The sequence below is a fragment of the Pseudomonas sp. PDM20 genome, assembly GCF_014852575.3.
Taxonomy (GTDB): Bacteria; Pseudomonadota; Gammaproteobacteria; order Pseudomonadales; family Pseudomonadaceae; genus Pseudomonas.
This window is the reverse complement of record NZ_CM181224.1, coordinates 2,148,540-2,164,439: the sequence shown is the minus strand read 5'-3', so window position 1 is coordinate 2,164,439 and position 15,900 is coordinate 2,148,540. Positions and strand designations below refer to the sequence as shown.

15 protein-coding genes are annotated in these 15,900 nt (G+C 66.8%); 5 read left to right on the top strand and 10 right to left on the bottom strand.

Annotated features, from left to right (window positions below; genetic code table 11):
• Nucleotides 1–84: 84 nt before the first annotated feature.
• The 4 genes from IB261_RS10265 to IB261_RS10250 all read right to left on the bottom strand — a co-directional run bounded on the left by IB261_RS10265 (nt 85) and on the right by IB261_RS10250 (nt 4,058).
• Nucleotides 85–819 carry a proteasome-type protease gene (locus tag IB261_RS10265; protein WP_192295394.1) on the bottom strand — a complete coding sequence of 245 codons (735 nt, stop codon included), beginning with the start codon at nt 817–819 and terminating at the stop codon, nt 85–87.
• Nucleotides 820–886: 67 nt separating this feature from the next.
• A complete protein-coding gene (locus tag IB261_RS10260; RefSeq protein WP_151186541.1) occupies nt 887–1,696 on the bottom strand; it encodes a transglutaminase family protein in 810 nt (269 codons plus the stop codon).
• A complete protein-coding gene (locus IB261_RS10255) occupies nt 1,693–2,643 on the bottom strand; it encodes an alpha-E domain-containing protein (RefSeq protein WP_192383194.1) in 951 nt (316 codons plus the stop codon). The genes IB261_RS10260 and IB261_RS10255 overlap by 4 nt, the downstream gene beginning before the upstream one ends.
• 2 nt (nt 2,644–2,645) lie before the next feature.
• Nucleotides 2,646–4,058 (bottom strand): circularly permuted type 2 ATP-grasp protein, encoded by a 1,413-nt coding sequence (locus IB261_RS10250; RefSeq protein ID WP_081520606.1) that lies wholly within the window; start codon nt 4,056–4,058, stop codon nt 2,646–2,648.
• A 328-nt stretch (nt 4,059–4,386) separates the two neighbouring features.
• Here IB261_RS10250 and ydcS point away from each other — a divergent pair, with 328 nt between their 5' ends.
• The 5 genes from ydcS (at nt 4,387) to IB261_RS10225 (ending at nt 9,941) form a co-directional block, all read left to right on the top strand.
• A complete protein-coding gene (gene ydcS, locus IB261_RS10245) occupies nt 4,387–5,559 on the top strand; it encodes a putative ABC transporter substrate-binding protein YdcS (RefSeq protein ID WP_081520607.1) in 1,173 nt (390 codons plus the stop codon).
• A gap of 134 nt (nt 5,560–5,693) precedes the next feature.
• On the top strand, nt 5,694–6,713 hold the full coding sequence (locus tag IB261_RS10240) for an ABC transporter ATP-binding protein (RefSeq protein WP_138216385.1): 1,020 nt from the start codon (nt 5,694–5,696) through the stop codon (nt 6,711–6,713).
• 47 nt (nt 6,714–6,760) lie between these two features.
• Nucleotides 6,761–7,612 (top strand): ABC transporter permease, encoded by an 852-nt coding sequence (locus tag IB261_RS10235; protein ID WP_225601947.1) that lies wholly within the window; start codon nt 6,761–6,763, stop codon nt 7,610–7,612.
• On the top strand, nt 7,602–8,423 hold the full coding sequence (locus IB261_RS10230; protein ID WP_192383196.1) for an ABC transporter permease: 822 nt from the start codon (nt 7,602–7,604) through the stop codon (nt 8,421–8,423). The genes IB261_RS10235 and IB261_RS10230 overlap by 11 nt, the downstream gene beginning before the upstream one ends.
• 93 nt (nt 8,424–8,516) lie before the next feature.
• A complete protein-coding gene (locus IB261_RS10225) occupies nt 8,517–9,941 on the top strand; it encodes a gamma-aminobutyraldehyde dehydrogenase (protein WP_192383198.1) in 1,425 nt (474 codons plus the stop codon).
• Nucleotides 9,942–10,191: 250 nt separating this feature from the next.
• Here IB261_RS10225 and IB261_RS10220 read toward each other — a convergent pair whose 3' ends face one another.
• From IB261_RS10220 to IB261_RS10195, 6 genes are all read right to left on the bottom strand, one after another.
• Nucleotides 10,192–10,896 carry a type 1 glutamine amidotransferase gene (locus IB261_RS10220; RefSeq protein ID WP_081520612.1) on the bottom strand — a complete coding sequence of 235 codons (705 nt, stop codon included), beginning with the start codon at nt 10,894–10,896 and terminating at the stop codon, nt 10,192–10,194.
• A 228-nt stretch (nt 10,897–11,124) separates the two neighbouring features.
• Nucleotides 11,125–11,463, bottom strand: coding sequence for a ribonuclease E inhibitor RraB (locus IB261_RS10215; protein WP_045208619.1), 339 nt, complete (start codon nt 11,461–11,463; stop codon nt 11,125–11,127).
• Nucleotides 11,464–11,744: 281 nt separating this feature from the next.
• A complete protein-coding gene (locus IB261_RS10210) occupies nt 11,745–12,428 on the bottom strand; it encodes a hypothetical protein (protein ID WP_192222935.1) in 684 nt (227 codons plus the stop codon).
• Nucleotides 12,429–12,582: 154 nt separating this feature from the next.
• The gene (locus IB261_RS10205; protein WP_192222934.1) at nt 12,583–13,341 is read right to left on the bottom strand and encodes an SDR family oxidoreductase; all 759 of its coding nucleotides are present in this window, start codon (nt 13,339–13,341) and stop codon (nt 12,583–12,585) included.
• Nucleotides 13,338–14,315, bottom strand: a complete 978-nt coding sequence (locus IB261_RS10200; RefSeq protein ID WP_192383200.1) for an alpha/beta hydrolase — start codon at nt 14,313–14,315, stop codon at nt 13,338–13,340. Before IB261_RS10200 ends, IB261_RS10205 begins: the two co-directional genes overlap by 4 nt.
• Nucleotides 14,299–15,774 carry a flavin-containing monooxygenase gene (locus IB261_RS10195; protein ID WP_192383201.1) on the bottom strand — a complete coding sequence of 492 codons (1,476 nt, stop codon included), beginning with the start codon at nt 15,772–15,774 and terminating at the stop codon, nt 14,299–14,301. The genes IB261_RS10200 and IB261_RS10195 overlap by 17 nt, the downstream gene beginning before the upstream one ends.
• Nucleotides 15,775–15,900: the final 126 nt, after the last annotated feature.

Sequence of the window (15,900 nt, the reverse complement as noted above, 5' to 3'; positions counted from 1 at the left end):
GGCACGGCGGATAACCTGTTCCAGGTTATTCGCCCTACAGTGCAGGTCGTCAGGATCGGCGCGAACCCGCCCCTGCGACCGCGCTCAGTGCCAGTAATCCCCCGGCGGCGCCGGCAGTTCACCGAGCAACTGGCGCAGCCCCGCGCCCCACTGGTTGCGAATGCCCTCGAAATACGGGTCACCCTCCTGGATGCGGTACCCCGCCGGCACCTCCAGGCTGCCCTCGCGGTACACCAGCAGGTCCAGCGGCATGCCCACCGAGAGGTTGCTGCGGATGGTCGAGTCGAAGCTGATCAGCGCGCAGCGCAGGGCCTGTTCCAGCGGCGTGGCGTAGCTCATGGCGCGGTCGATGATCGGCTTGCCGTACTTGCTCTCGCCGATCTGGAAGTACGGCGTATCGCGGCAGGACTCGATGAAGTTGCCCTGCGGGTAGACGTTGAACAGGCGCGGCACTTCGGTGCCGATCTGCCCGCCGACCAGGAAGGAGCTGCCCAGGTCGACACCCTGGTTCTGACCAATATTCTCGTCGTGATCGACCACTTCACGCAGCGTCGAACCCACGAGGCGCGCGGCCTCGAAGAGATTCTCCACTGTGCCGAGGTTCGGTCCGTCGCCGCCCATGCGCTGGCGCAGCGTGCTGATCACCGACTGCGAGGTGGCCAGGTTGCCGGCGCTCTGCACCACGATCAGGCGCTCCCCCGGCGTGCCGAAGATATGCAGCTTGCGGAACACCGCGATGTTGTCGACGCCGGCGTTGGTGCGCGAATCAGAAACGAAGACCAGGCCCTGGGCGAGGTTCATGGCGACGCAGTAGGTCATGGCTTTCTCATGGCGGCAGGAACTGGCACCGATCTTATGCCGGTGCCGTCGCTTGTGCCACGCATCCTCACTGTTGCGCCTGCTGCATCTGCTGCAGATGACCCGGCGCCACGGTGACGCGGGCGTGCATCTGCTCGCCACCGCCGCCCCGGCGCATCCCGCGCACCGGGCAGGCATCGAGGTAATCCAGGCCCACCGCCAGTTTCAGGTGGCGCTCAGGGCGATCCAGCACGTTGGTCACGTCGAAGCTGTACCAGGCGTCATCGAGCCAGGCCTCGGCCCAGGCGTGGCTGGCCAGGTGATCCTCGACGTCGGTGTAGAGATAGCCGGAGACGTAGCGCGCCGGCACACCGAGGTAGCGCAGGCAGGCGAGGAAGGCGTGAGCGTGGTCCTGGCAGACGCCCTGCCCGGCCGCGAAGGCTTCGGCGGCGGTGCTGTCCACCTGGGTCGAGCCCGGCACGTAGGCGATGCGCTCGTTCAGCGCCTGCATCAGGCGAATCATCGCCTTGCGGTCGCGGCGATCGGAGCACTGGGCACGGGCGAACTCCTGCAGCGCGCCGTCGGCCTGGGTCAGCCGGGTGCTGCGCAGGAACGGCAGCGGCGACAGGTGATCGTGCTCGCGCTCGTTCTCCACGTCGATTTCCACGTGACCGTGGGCGGCGATGACAATGGCCTCGTGGGGCTCATCCAGGGTCAGTACGTGAAGGATGTTGCCGTAGGCATCGCGCTGCGGGTGTGCCGGTCGCGGCAGGTGCAACTGCCAGTCGAGCACATGCTGGCGCTCGCTTTCCTGCGGGGTCAGGCGCAGGTACTGGATGCTCGCGCGCACCTGGTCTTCGTAGCGGTAGGTGGTGTCATGGCGGATGGAGAGTTTCATGCGGCCTCCAGGTACGAGCTGTGAATGGCGTTGGCGAGCTGGCGCACCAGCCCGATATGGTCGGTGATCCAGGGATGCAGGCCACTGCCCAGCACTTCGTCGATGCCGATGTAGCGCACCCGCGCTTCCAGTTCGGCGGCCAGACGCTGGGCCGGACGGCCGTTGATGCCGGGCAGGCTGGCGAGGATCTGGCGCAGCTCTTCGGCGCAGGCCAGCAGCGAGCGCGGGACGTCCTCGCGCAACAGCAGGAGTTCGGCGATGTTCCGCGCGTTGAGGGCGTCGCGGTATAACTCGGTGTAACCCTCGAACGCCGACAGCGCGCGCAGCAGCGCGGTCCACTGGTAGTAGCCGCGTGCCGTGCCTTCGGCCGGGCCAGCGCTGTGCTCACCCAGCACCTGATGGCGCGCGTCGAGCAGGCGCAGGGTGTTGTCGGCGCGCTCGATGTAGGTGCCCAGGCGGATGAAGTGGAAGGCATCGTTGCGCATGCTGGTGCCGAAGGTGGCGCCACGGAACAGGTGCGAGCGGTCCTTCACCCATTCGCAGAAGTGGCTGATGCCGTAGCGCAGCAGGCCCTGGTGGGCGATGTCGCGCATCTCCAGCCAGGTGGCGTTGATGTTCTCCCACATGTCGGTGGTGATCCGTCCGCGCACCGCGTGGGCGCCGGCACGGGCGGCGCCGAAGCAGGAGTAGATGCTCGCGGGGTTCTGCGCATCCAGGGCGAAGAAGTTCAGCAGACGTTCGGCGTGCAGCTCGCCGTGGCGGGCGAGGTAGGCGTCGAGGTTGCCGGTGATCAGCAGCGGCATGGCCAGTTCTTCCAGGCCGTCGCCACGGCCGTCCTGGGGCATCAGCGACAGCGAGTAGGACACGTCGAGCATGCGCGCGAGGTTCTCGGCGCGCTCCAGGTAACGCGACATCCAGTACAGGTCCGAGGCGGTTCTACTGAGCATGCTTAATCCTCTACTACCCAGGTGTCCTTGGTACCGCCACCTTGTGACGAGTTGACGACCAGCGAGCCTTCGCGCAGCGCCACGCGGGTCAGCCCGCCGGGCACCAGGCGCACGTTGTCCGGCGCGGAGAGCACGAAGGGGCGCAGGTCGATATGGCGCGGGGCGATGCCGTTCTCGACGAAGGTCGGGCAGGTCGACAGGCTCAGGGTCGGTTGCGCGATGTAGGCTTCCGGGCGCGCCATCAGCCGGGCGCGGAAGGCTTCAATCTCGGCACTGCTGGCGGCCGGGCCGACCAGCATGCCGTAGCCGCCGGAGCCCTGCGCCTCCTTCACCACCAGCTCGGGCAGGTGCGCCAGCACGTGGGACAGGTCCTGCGGGCGGCGGCACTGCCAGGTCGGCACGTTGTGCAGGATCGGCTCCTGGTCGAGGTAGAAGCGGATCATCTCCGGGACGTAGGGATAGACGGACTTGTCATCGGCGACGCCGGTGCCGATGGCGTTGGCCAGCACCACGTTGCCCGCACGGTAGGCGGCCAGCAGGCCGGGCACGCCGAGCATGGAGTCGGGGTTGAAGGCCAGCGGGTCGAGGAAGTCGTCGTCCACCCGCCGGTAGATCACGTCCACCGGCATCGGGCCGGAGGTGGTGCGCATGTAGACGCGCTCGTCGCGAACGAACAGGTCGGCGCCTTCCACCAGCTCCACGCCCATCTCGCGGGCCAGGAATGCATGCTCGAAGTAGGCACTGTTGAAGCGACCGGGCGTCAGCACCACGACGCAGGGCTGTTCCACTTCACTGGCCTGGCGCAGGGTGTCGAGCAGCAGGTTCGGGTAGTGGTCGATGGGCGCGATGCGCTGGGCGCCGAACAGTTCGGGGAACAGGCGCATCATCATCTTGCGGTTCTCCAGCATGTAGGAGACGCCGCTGGGGGTGCGCAGGTTGTCTTCGAGCACGTAGTAGGCGCCGTTGCCGTCGCGTACCAGGTCGATGCCGGCGATGTGCGCATAGACGTTGCCGGGCACGTCCAGGCCCTGCATGGCCAGCTGGTACTGGTCGTTGGCCAGGACCTGCTCGGGCGGGATCAGGCCTTCCTTGAGGATGCGCTGGTCGTGGTAGAGGTCGGCGAGGAACAGGTTGAGCGCCTGCACCCGCTGGATGCAGCCGGCCTCGATGATCTTCCATTCGCTGGCCGGGATGCTGCGCGGGATGGTGTCGAAGGGGATCAGGCGCTCGGTGCCCTGGTCGTCGCCATAGAGGGTGAAGGTGATGCCCGCGCGATAGAACAGCAGGTCGGCCTCGCGGCGGCGCTGCTGCAGCTGTTCGCCGGGCATGTCCGCCAGCCAGCGGGCGAACTCCGTGTAGTGCGGTCGGCAGGCGCCAGCGGCGTCATGCATTTCGTCATAGAACACCCGAGCCATCTTCCACTCCTTGTTGCCGCTCTCACTCGGCTACAGGTGCCGTCGCAAGGCCCGTGCCAGAGGTCGATTTCCTGTCCATTCAATGACTTGCAAAGGCTGTTTGCGCAGGCCGCACTGCCATGGTGCGAAACCGCCACCGCCCCTGCGCGCCGCGCCCTTTTTGGGGCCACGGGCCGCGCCAGGGCTCGCTTGTCAGCCTCCGGGGCCAGAACTACGCTGCAAGAGCGTGGCCATTCCCCATGGACTCGCAGCGGTCAACGGAGGTGCCATTTTTCTGCGCGCTGGTTCCGCAGTGGCTCCCACAACGAAGAACAACAGGAGTCCGTCCATGTCATCAGTGCAATTGCTTTCACTGAAAGTCGCGGCGCTGGCCTTTGCCGGCGCCGGCCTGCTCGCCAGCGGCTCGTTGCAGGCCGCCGAGGCGCTCAAACAACTCGGCAATCCCGAAGGGGCGCTGGATATCATTGCCTGGCCCGGCTACATCGAACGCGGCGAGAGCGACAAGAATTACGACTGGGTCAGCCAGTTCGAGAAGGACACCGGCTGCAAGGTCAACGTGAAGACCGCCGCCACCTCCGACGAGATGGTCAGCCTGATGGCCAAGGGCGGCTACGACCTGGTCACCGCGTCCGGTGACGCTTCCCTGCGGCTGGTCTACGGCAAGCGCGTGCAGCCGATCAACATCGCCCTGGTGCCCAACTGGAAGAACGTCGACCAGCGCCTGCAGGACGCGCCCTGGCACACGGTGGACGGCAAGCACTACGGCACACCCTACCAGTGGGGGCCGAACGTGCTGATGTACAACACCAAGGTCTTCCCCAAGGCGCCGGAAAGCTGGAGCGTGGTGTTCAGCGAGCAGAAGCTGCCCGATGGCAAGTCGAACAAGGGCCGCGTGCAGGCCTACGACGGCCCGATCTACATCGCCGACGCGGCGCTCTACCTGAAGACCGCCGAGCCCAAGCTGGGCATCCAGGACCCCTACGAGCTCAACGAGGAACAGTACGCCGCCGCGCTCAAGCTGCTGCGTGAACAGCAGAAGCTGATCCACCGCTACTGGCATGACGCGACGGTGCAGATGAGCGACTTCAAGAACGAAGGCGTCGCCGCTTCCGGCTCCTGGCCCTATCAGGTCAACGCGCTGCAGGGCGAGAAGCAGCCGATCGCCTCGACCATCCCTGGCGAAGGCGTCACCGGCTGGGCGGACACCACCATGATGCACGTCGACGCCAAGCACCCGGTGTGCGCCTACAAGTGGCTGAACTGGTCGCTGGAGCCCAAGGTGCAGGGCGACGTTGCCGCCTGGTTCGGCTCGGTGCCCGCCTCGCCCGATGGTTGCACCGGCAGCCAGCTGCTGGGCGAAAAAGGTTGCGCCACCAACGGCTACGACCAGTTCGACCGCATCGCCTTCTGGAAGACCCCGCAGGCCAAGTGCGACCAGGGCCAGTGCGTGCCATACAGCCGGTGGACGCAGGACTACATCGCGATCATGGGCGGGAGGTGACGTAGCGTCCTCCCGGCGGCGGATGACCGGTCCCGGTCATCCGCCGTTTTCGTTTCAGCGCGCCCCGACCAGCACCCGCGCGCCCATGCGCTACCTTTTCTGATGCAGCCCCCGCCATTCAGGTAGCCAGCAGCATGACCACAGCCGTCCAGTTCACCGACGTGAGCCGTCATTACGGCGAGGTGCGCGCCGTCGATTCGGTGTCCATCGAGATCCGCGACGGCGAGTTCTTCTCCATGCTCGGCCCTTCCGGCTCGGGCAAGACCACCTGCCTGCGGCTGATCGCCGGCTTCGAGCAACCCACCTCCGGCTCCATCCGCATCCATGGCGCAGAAGCGTCGGGCCTGCCGCCCTACGAGCGCGACGTGAACACGGTATTCCAGGACTACGCGCTGTTCCCGCACATGAGCGTGCTGGACAACGTCGCCTACGGCCTGAAAGTGAAAGGCGTGGCCAAGGCCGAGCGCTACCACCGCGCCGAAGAGGCCCTGGGCATGGTCGCCCTGGCCGGGTACGGCAAGCGCAAGCCGGCGCAGCTCTCCGGCGGCCAGCGCCAGCGCGTCGCCCTGGCCCGCGCGCTGGTGAATCGCCCGCGTGTCCTGTTGCTGGACGAACCCCTCGGCGCGCTCGACCTGAAGCTGCGCGAGCAGATGCAGGTGGAGCTGAAGAAGCTGCAGCGCCAGCTCGGCATCACCTTCATTTTCGTCACCCATGACCAGAGCGAAGCGCTGTCCATGTCCGACCGCGTGGCGGTGTTCAACAAGGGCCGCATCGAACAGGTCGACACCCCCGGCAACCTCTACCGCCGCCCCGCCACGCGCTTCGTCGCCGAGTTCGTCGGCACCGCCAACGTGCTGCGCGGCGACCTCGGCCAACGCCTGCTGGGCGAATCGCGCCCGCACTCGCTGCGCCCCGAGCACGTGCGCTTCGGCCGTGCGGGCGACGGCGAGCTGGAAGTCAGCGGCACGCTGTTCGACGTGCAATACATGGGCGCCAGCAGCCGCTACGAGATCGAACTGGAAAACGGCGTGCGCCTGGTCGCGGCCCTGCCCAATGGCGAGCGAGAGGAGCAACGGCCGAAACCGGGTGACGCGGTGACCGCCTGCTGGGCACGCAGCGCGCTGGTGCCGCTGCTCGAGGAGCCGGCGCCGTGAGGGCGATCTCCAGCTTCCTCTACCGGCGCAGCACGCTCTACCTGCTGATGCTGCTGATCCCGCCGCTGCTGTGGTTCGGGGTGATCTACATCGGCTCGCTGTTCGCCCTGCTCTGGCAGAGCTTCTACACCTTCGACGACTTCACCATGGCGGTGACGCCGGACCTGACCCTGGCCAACTACCAGGCCCTGTTCAACCCGGCCAACTACGACATCGTCCTGCGCACCTTCAGCATGGCGATTGCCGTGTCGGTGGCCAGCGCCGTCCTCGCCTTCCCCATCGCCTACTACATGGCGCGCTATGCCGGGCCCAAGGAGAAGGCCTTCTTCTACATCGCAGTGATGCTGCCAATGTGGGCCAGCTACATCGTCAAGGCCTACGCCTGGACGGTGATCCTGGCCAAGGGCGGCATCCTCTACTGGATAATCGAGCACCTGCACCTGCTCGGCCTGCTGGACCTGCTGCTGCAAGTGCCAGGCGTGGGTGGAAACACCCTGTCCACCTCGCACCTGGGGCGCTTCTGGGTGTTCACCTACGTCTGGCTGCCGTTCATGATCCTGCCGATCCAGGCTGCCCTGGAACGCTTGCCGCCATCGCTGTTGCAGGCCTCGGCGGACCTTGGCGCGCACCCGCGGCAGACCTTCTTCCAGGTGATCCTGCCGCTGGCCTTCCCCGGCGTGGTGGCGGGCTCGATCTTCACCTTCAGCCTGACCCTGGGCGACTTCATCATCCCGCAGCTGGTGGGCCCCAGCGGGCTGTTCATCGGCACCATGGTCTACGTACAGCAGGGCGCGGTGGGCAACATGCCGCTGGCGGCGGCCTTCACCCTGGTGCCCATCGTGCTGATCGCCGTCTACCTGTCCATCGCCAAGCGACTGGGGGCTTTCGATGCGCTCTGACGCACACTCCACCGATCGCCCCTCCTGGTTCCTGCGCCTGGCAGCCTGGGGCGGGCTGGTGTTCCTGCACTTCCCGATCATGGTGATCCTGCTCTACGCCTTCAACACCGAGGAGTCGGCCTATAGCTTCCCGCTGCAGGGCTTCACCCTGAAGTGGTTCAGCATCGCTTTCCAGCGCGGCGACGTGCTCGACGCCATCTGGCTGTCGGTGAAGATCGCCTGCGTGGCCACGCTGATCGCCATGGTCCTCGGCACCTTGGCCGCCGGCGCGCTGTACCGCCGCGACTTCTTCGGCAAGGAGAGCATCTCGCTGATGCTGATCCTGCCCATCGCCCTGCCCGGCATCATCACCGGTATCGCCCTGCTCTCGGCGTTCAAGACACTGGGGATCGAGCCGGGCTTCCTGACCATCGTCATCGGCCATGCGACCTTCTGCGTGGTGATCGTCTACAACAACGTGATCGCCCGCTTCCGCCGCACCTCCTTCAGCCTGATCGAAGCGAGCATGGACCTGGGCGCCGACGGCTGGCAGACCTTCCGCTACATCATCCTGCCGAACATCGCCACGGCGCTGCTGGCCGGCGGCATGCTGGCGTTCGCGCTGTCCTTCGACGAGATCATCGTCACCACCTTCACCGCCGGCCACGAGCGCACCCTGCCGCTGTGGCTGCTCAACCAGCTGAGCCGCCCACGCGATGTGCCCATCACCAACGTCGTTGCCATGCTGGTGATGCTCGCCACCATGCTGCCGATTCTCGGCGCCTACTACCTGACGCGCGGGACCAGCGATGTGGCGGGCAGCGGGAAATGATTCCTGGCGTTTTGCGAAGCGCCCCCTCGCCAGCCCTCTCCCTTCAGGGAGAGGGCTGGCGAGGGGGGGAAACCCATTGAAGGAGGAGCCCCCATGCAAACCAAACTCCTGATCAACGGCCAGTTCGTCGCCGGCGAAGGCGCCCCGCTGGATATCCTCAACCCCGCCACCGGCACCGTGATCGGCCAGATCGCCGAGGCCAGCGAGGCGCAGGTGGACAGCGCCGTGCGCGCCGCCGACGCAGCATTCGACGGCTGGTCGCAGACCGCGCCGAAAGACCGCGCCATGCTCCTGCTGCGCCTCGCCGACCGCATCGAGGAACACGCCGAGGAACTGGCCCGGCTGGAATCCGACAACTGCGGCAAGCCCTACGCCGCCGCGCTGAACGACGAGATCCCGGCCATCGCCGACGTGTTCCGCTTCTTCGCCGGCGCTTGCCGCGTGCTGCCCGGCTCCGCCGCTGGCGAATACCTCCCCGGTTTCACTTCGATGATCCGCCGCGACCCGGTGGGCGTGGTCGCCTCCATCGCGCCTTGGAACTACCCGCTGATGATGGCCGCGTGGAAGCTCGGCCCGGCCCTGGCCGCCGGCAACTGCGTGGTGCTCAAGCCTTCCGAGCAGACGCCGCTGACCGCCCTGCGGGTGGCCGAATTCATCGCCGAGCTGTTCCCCGCTGGCGTGGTCAACCTGGTGTTCGGCCGCGGCCCGAGCGTGGGCGCGCCCCTGGTGAGCCACGATCTGGTGCGCATGGTTTCGCTGACCGGCTCGGTCGGCACTGGCAAGGCCATCATCCGCAGCGCCGCCGACAGTGTGAAACGCCTGCACATGGAGCTGGGCGGCAAGGCGCCGGTGATCGTCTTCGACGACGCCGACCTGGAAGACGTGATCGCCGGCATCCGCACCTTCGGCTTCTACAACGCCGGGCAGGATTGCACCGCCGCGTGCCGCATCTACGCCGGCAAGAAGGTCTATGACAACTTCGTCGCCGACCTCGCCAGCGCGGTGTCGAGCCTGAAGACGGGTCTGCAGAACGACCCTGATACCGAGCTTGGTCCGCTGATCACCGGGGCCCAGCGCGACCGCGTCGCCGGCTTCGTCGAGCGCGCCAAGGCCAGCCCGCACATCCAGATCGCCACGGGGGGCAAGGTGGTCAGCGGCAATGGCTTCTTCTACGAACCAACGGTGGTGGCCAACGCCCAGCAGGACGACGAGATCGTCCGCCGCGAAGTGTTCGGCCCGGTGGTTTCGGTGACCCCGTTCAGCGACGCCGACGAGGCGGTGCGCTGGGCGAACGACTCCGACTATGGGCTGGCCTCGTCGGTGTGGACGAAGGATGTCGGCCGCGCCTCACGGGTGGCGGCGCGGCTGCAGTATGGCTGCACCTGGGTGAACACCCACTTCATGTTGTGCAGCGAGATGCCCCACGGCGGCTTCAAGCAGTCCGGCTACGGCAAGGACCTGTCCATGTATGGCCTGGAGGACTACAGCGTGGCGCGGCACATCATGTTCAAGCATTGAGCCGGTGGAGGAGCGGATTACCGGTAAAAACGGTTGCGCTCTTCTGGTCAGTCCGTGCTTGCGCTCCCCCCTCACCCCAGCCCTCTCCCTCAGGGAGAGGGGGCAGTCCGTGCCGGCTGACACCAAGGCTTCATCCTGCACCGAACGGTCCCCTCTCCCGCTTGCGGGAGAGGGTTAGGGTGAGGGGTTCTTGATCTCGTAGGAGCGGACTCCGTCCGCGATGGCTCGCCGCCGTACCGAAACAGCAGGATCAGACCAACCCGGCCAGCCTCAGCCAATGCTGGTAGAACCCTTCCGCTACGCGGTTCATCGCCGCGACCTTCTGCGGCAGGTCGGCCAGCATCGCTTCCGCGCACTCCTGGCTCGGCTGGCTGGGGTCCTGGTATTCCGGGAAGCCATTGACCCAGCCGCTCACCAGTTCCTCGGTCATCTCCGGGTGGCCCTGCAGGCCGAGGATGCGCTCGCCGAAGCTGAAGCCCTGGTTCTCGCACCAGGGGCTGGAGAGCAGGCGGGTGGCGCCTTCGGGAAGGTCGAAGGTATCGCCATGCCACTGGTAGATCGGGAATTCCTCGGGCAGGTGCGCCAGCCACGGGCTCTGCCCTTCCTGGCGGCGCATCGGCTGCCAGCCCATCTCGGTGTACGGCAGGCGGTGGATATCGGCGCCCAGCGCCTTGGCCAGCAGCTGGCCGCCCAGGCAGTGGCCGATCATCGGCACGTCGCGCTCGATGAAACGGCGGATCGCAGCGATCTCGTCGCGCAGCCATTGCAGGTCGTCGTTCACGCTCATGGGCCCACCCATGATGGCGACGGCTTTCGGCCGCTCCAGGTCGTAGCCATCCAGCTCGCCCAGATCGACACGGCGTACGTCGAACGGCAGTTGCAGACGGTCGAGCAGCGCGCCCAGGTGGCCGGGCGGGCAGAAATCGACGTGGGTCAGGATCAGGATATCGGTCATGGTCACCTCCGCGCGGCAGTCTGCCGCATCGGTGGCGGTGAGGAAACCCGGCGTGTCCGCAAGCGCGTCCTTGCACGGCTGCCGTCCTGGCGCCGTTCCCCGGACGAAGAAAGGCGCGCCGTCACAGCTGGCGACGGCGCGCATTTTCATTCTTACGGGTAAAGAGCACAGGTGAAAAACGCGGGTAGAAGATCGGCCGTCGCAAGACGGCTCAACGACGTGTTGCGATCAACGCAGGGAGGTGACCTCCTGGGTCACGCCCCATCCATCGAGCGTACCGCCCAGTGGCACCACGACTTCCTCAAGGTCGTGTTCGAAATCGCCGATGGCGGCATGGGTGGCGAACATCACCTTGCTGATCTGCAGGTTCCAGCCGCCGTCATCGCGCGCTTCGACCTGGGTTCTCAGCGACTCGCCGCGAAACTGCCGGGCAGCTTTACGGGCGTTCTGTTCATCGGAAAAGATGGCGAAAAAATCGATGGGATGAATACGAGCGAAATCGAAGCCACCTTCCTTCATCCGGCGCAACACGTTGACGCTGATATCCTCCGAGAGGGGCTTTTCCATGGTACGCACCTCCTGTCGAGACGTTCAGAGTGTATTCCCCGCCAACGAACACGCCCTGCGCGGGCGTATTCCGGGCACTTCAGTGTGCCGCCGGGAAACGTCAAATGACGCAACGTCCCCCGAAATGGTGGCCAACTCCGCCGAACGCGCCGAGCGGCGCAGCGGATATCTCCCGGCCACATTGCTCAGCGTAGCGTCTGGCGGCGGGCCCTGCCGCTACTTTGACACCAAGGCCCGTTCGGCGGCGACAGGCGGCAGCCCGATGGCGCCATCCGGGATGGCTACCCACCCAGCGCCAGGCAGATGCCAGTCATGGCCACACCCAGCGCGGTGAATCCAACGGCGCCCTGCCACGGCCGCCCGCCAGCCCAGCGCGCCAGCAGCCAGCCCAGGCCGAACATCAGCAGCAAACCCGTGATCTGCGCCAGGCGCAGCGCCAACAGGTCGTCACGGATAACCAGCAGCGGCAGGATGATCGGCAAGGTCGCAAGGAAGGTATGGCCGGCCAGGATCAGCCACGCGAGCCAATGCTCGCGCCCCAGGCTCGGCGCTTCCCCGGTACCGAGCAATGATTTCAGGAAGTTGCCGCGCAGGCGCTGGACGTCGCTGCTCTGCAGGTGATCCACCATCAGGTCCGGGAGGAATTCCCGCAGGCCTTCGCGGAAGCTCTTCTCGTCCGCCGACCGGCGCAGGGCGCGCAGGCCGGCGTGGCGATGCTCACGGTCCACGCGCATGCCAACCAGGGTCATCAGGGCGTCGACCATGCCCCACGCCAGGTTGCAGCCCAGCGCCGCCAGCACCAGTTGCTGTCGTCCTGCGCCATCGGCGGCGGTGGGAATGACCGAGATGATGGTCAGCGCCATGATCACCCCGAAGGCGACCTCGCTGAGCCGGTCGAACGGATCGGTCAGGTCGCTCCAGGCCTTGCTCCAGGCGGCTTTCCAGGAAAGTCGCGATTGCTCCACGAATCAGGCTCCTTCACTGCGTTGCCGCCCCGGCCAGAAGGCGCCGGGGCGGATTTCCAGTACGCAGTCTAATGGGAGCGTCCGACAGTGACGTTGATCGCAGCCGTTCTCCAGGAGAATCTCGAAGCGGACCGTGAACGCCCGCGCGCTGCGCTCAGCGACTGAGCCAGGCCATCACCCAGCGGTTGATCGCCGGAGGCGAGAGCTGGCCGGACCAGTACATGGCGCGGAACATCGCGCCGATGGGCCGGTGCACACCGCCGCTCTGGGCCTGCCGCCACGCGGCCTGGGCGATGTCCTCGGCCACCAGGGTGACGCCCAGGCGGCGCAGCACCGGCGGCTCGAAGGTCTGGCTGGCGACCATTGGCGTGCGCACGAAGGGCGGCATCAGGTCGGCGACGCGGATGCCTAGCTCCCGCCACTCCAGTTCCAACGCCTCGGTCAGTCCGCGCACGGCGAACTTCGACGCTGAGTAGCTGGCCATCTGCGGCACGCCATAGAGCCCGGAAGCCGAGCCCATGTTCAGCACCTGCGCGCCCGGCGTGCGCTTGAGGTAAGGCAGCGCGGCATAGCAGCAATTGAGCACGCCCTGTACGTTGATGGCGATGATGCGGTTGTGCTCGGCGAGGCTGATGTCCTCGAAGCGCCCGAAACGCAGGATGCCCGCGCAGTTGAACAGCAGGCGCAGGTGCCCGTTGTGGGCTTCGGCGAACTCGCGCACCGCCGCCGATACCGCCTCGGCATCGGTGACATCCAGCGCCCGCTGCCAGGCGCCGTCCAGCTCGGCTGCCAGCGCCGCCAGTGGCTCGGGATTGAGGTCGATCAGGCCGACGCGCCAGCCGCGCTGGTGGAACAGCTTCGCGGTGGCAGCGCCGATCCCCGAGGCCGCTCCGCTGATCAGGATGGTGTTCATCGCTGCATTCCTTGCGTTGAGGTGGGTTGCGGGTGCCCGGCCTGCAAATGGCTGGCGAGAAAATTGGCGACGTCCTGCAAGGCGCGATCGGCCACGTCCAGCAGGCCGGCGTGGGCCTGGAACACGTGCCAGCAACCGGGAAACCGCTGCAGCTGCACGGTATTGCCATAGCGCCGCGCAGCATCGACGAAGCGCAGGCTGTCGTTGCGCAGCACCTCGTCCTCGCCGACCTGGATCAGTAGCGGCGGCAGGCCGCCCAGATCAGCGTGCAGCGGCGACAGCCGGGCGTCCGCGCGGGGCACGCCCGGCGGGCAGAACATGCCCATGGCACTGTCCATCCAGGCGCGGGTGATCAGCGGGTCGCCCGCTGCCGGCGCGTGGAGGTGTTCATTGGAGAGATCGGTGACCGGCGAGAAGGTCACCAGCGCACCGGGCATCGGCAAGCCCTGCGCCTTGGCTTCCAGCGCCAGCTGCAGGGTCAGGTGACCGCCGGCGGAATCCCCGGCCACCGCGATGGCAGGCGCAGGGATGCCCTTGTCCAGCAGAGCGCGGTAAGCCGCCACGGCATCTTCACGCTGAGCGGGGAAGCGATGCTCGGGCGCCAGGCGGTAGTCGATCACCCAGACCTCGGCCTTGCAGCGCCGCGCCAGGTTGGCGGTGATCGCCCGGTGCGTGGCCGGAGAGCCGATCAGATACGCGCCGCCGTGCAGGTAGAGGATCACCCTGCCCTCGCCGACACCTTCCGGCCGCCAGACTTCGGCGGGAACGCCGCCCAGCGTCGTCTGCTCCCGGTGCACGCCGCGCGGCGTCAGCGTGGCGGCCGTCAGCCCGCGCAGCAAAGCGCGCTGCGCCTTCACCGGCAACTGCGGGCCCATCAGCCCGCGGAACAGCAGGTTGAGCGCGCCACGCAGGGCGGCCGTCAGCAGCTTCTGGCGGGTCGGCAGCGGCACTTGCGGTTCAACGGATGCAGTCATAGTCGGCGAACTCCGGCTGACGGGTCTGTTGGCGATAGCGGAAGGTGAAGCCCGGCCAGTTCACGGTATTGCGCCCGCTGGCGGTCTTGTACCAGCTGCTGCAACCGCGCTCCCAGATGGTGTGCCGCAGGTCGTGCTGCAACTGGCGGTTGAAGCCCTGCTGCGCCTGCGGCTTGAGGTCCAGGTACTTCAGGCCCTCGCGCTGGATTCGCTGCAGGCAGCCGAGCACATAGGGGAACTGGCTCTCCAGCATGTAGATGATGGAGTTGTGCCCCAGGTTGGTGTTCGGCCCGTAGAGGATGAAGAAGTTGGGGAAGCCGCTGACACTGATGCCCTTGTAGGCCTCGGCACCGTCACTCCAGGCCTGGTTCAGTTCGCGCCCGGCCAGGCCGGTGATTTGCATCGGCGCGAGGAACTCGGTGGCGGCGAAACCGGTGCCGTAGATGATCGTGTCCACCGGATGCCGCACGCCGTCGCGGGTGGCGATGGCGTCCTCGGTGACTTCGCGGATGCCGGTATCCACCAGCTTCACGTTGCTGCGCGCCAGCGCCGGGTAGTAGTCGTTGCTGATCAGGATACGCTTGCAGCCCATGGGGTAATCGGGCTCCAGCCGCGCGCGCAGTTGCGGATCGCTGATGCTCTTGCGCATGTGCAGGTGGAAACTGATCCGCATGATTTTCATCATCGGCGGGAATACGGTGAAGGCCAGCGCGCGGGCCTCATGCTGGATGTACTTCAGGCCCCGGTCCAGACGCTGCAGCCAGGGCAGGCGCGACTTGATGCGGCGCTCCCAGTCGGCGTAGGGGCGGTCCGGCTTGGGAATCACGTAGGCGGCGCTGCGCTGGAACAGCAGCAGCTCGGCCACCTTCGGAGCGATCTGCGGGACGAACTGGATGGCGCTGGCGCCGGTGCCGACTACCGCGACGCGCTTGCCCTCCAGCGGTGCGCCGTGGTCCCACTGCGCGGAGTGGAACGCCTTGCCCTGGAAGCGTTCGATGCCCGGCAGCTTCGGGATCAGCGGGCGGCTCAGCTGGCCGAGGGCGCAGACCAGCGACTGGGCGCGCAGCTCCTCGCCGTCGGCGCAGGTCACCCGCCACTCGCCGGCCGCTTCGTCGAAGCTCGCCTCGCGCACTTCGCAGTTGAAACGGATGCGCTCACGCAGGCGGTACTTGTCCGCGCAGTGCCGCGCGTAGTCGAGGATTTCCGCCTGGGGCGCGAACTTGCGCGACCAATCGGCCTTGGGTTCGAAGGAGAAGGAGTACAGATGCGAAGGCACGTCGCAGGCGGCGCCCGGATAGACGTTCTCGCGCCAGCAGCCACCGACGTCGGCAGCCTTCTCGAGGATCAGGAAGTCCTGGATGCCCGCTTGCTGCAGGCGGATCGCCAGGCCCAGGCCGGCAAAGCCGGCACCGATGATCAGCACGCGCGGGGCGGCCGATCGACGGGATGATGTTGTCATTGTTGTGCTCCCGGTTTCGAAGTCCGCACAGCGGCGGATGACACCATCCTAGTGCGACTTCCTACCGCAGGTTATGGCATAGTCGGACATAAAATTGTGACTTTCGGTCACCCCTGATTTTCGGTC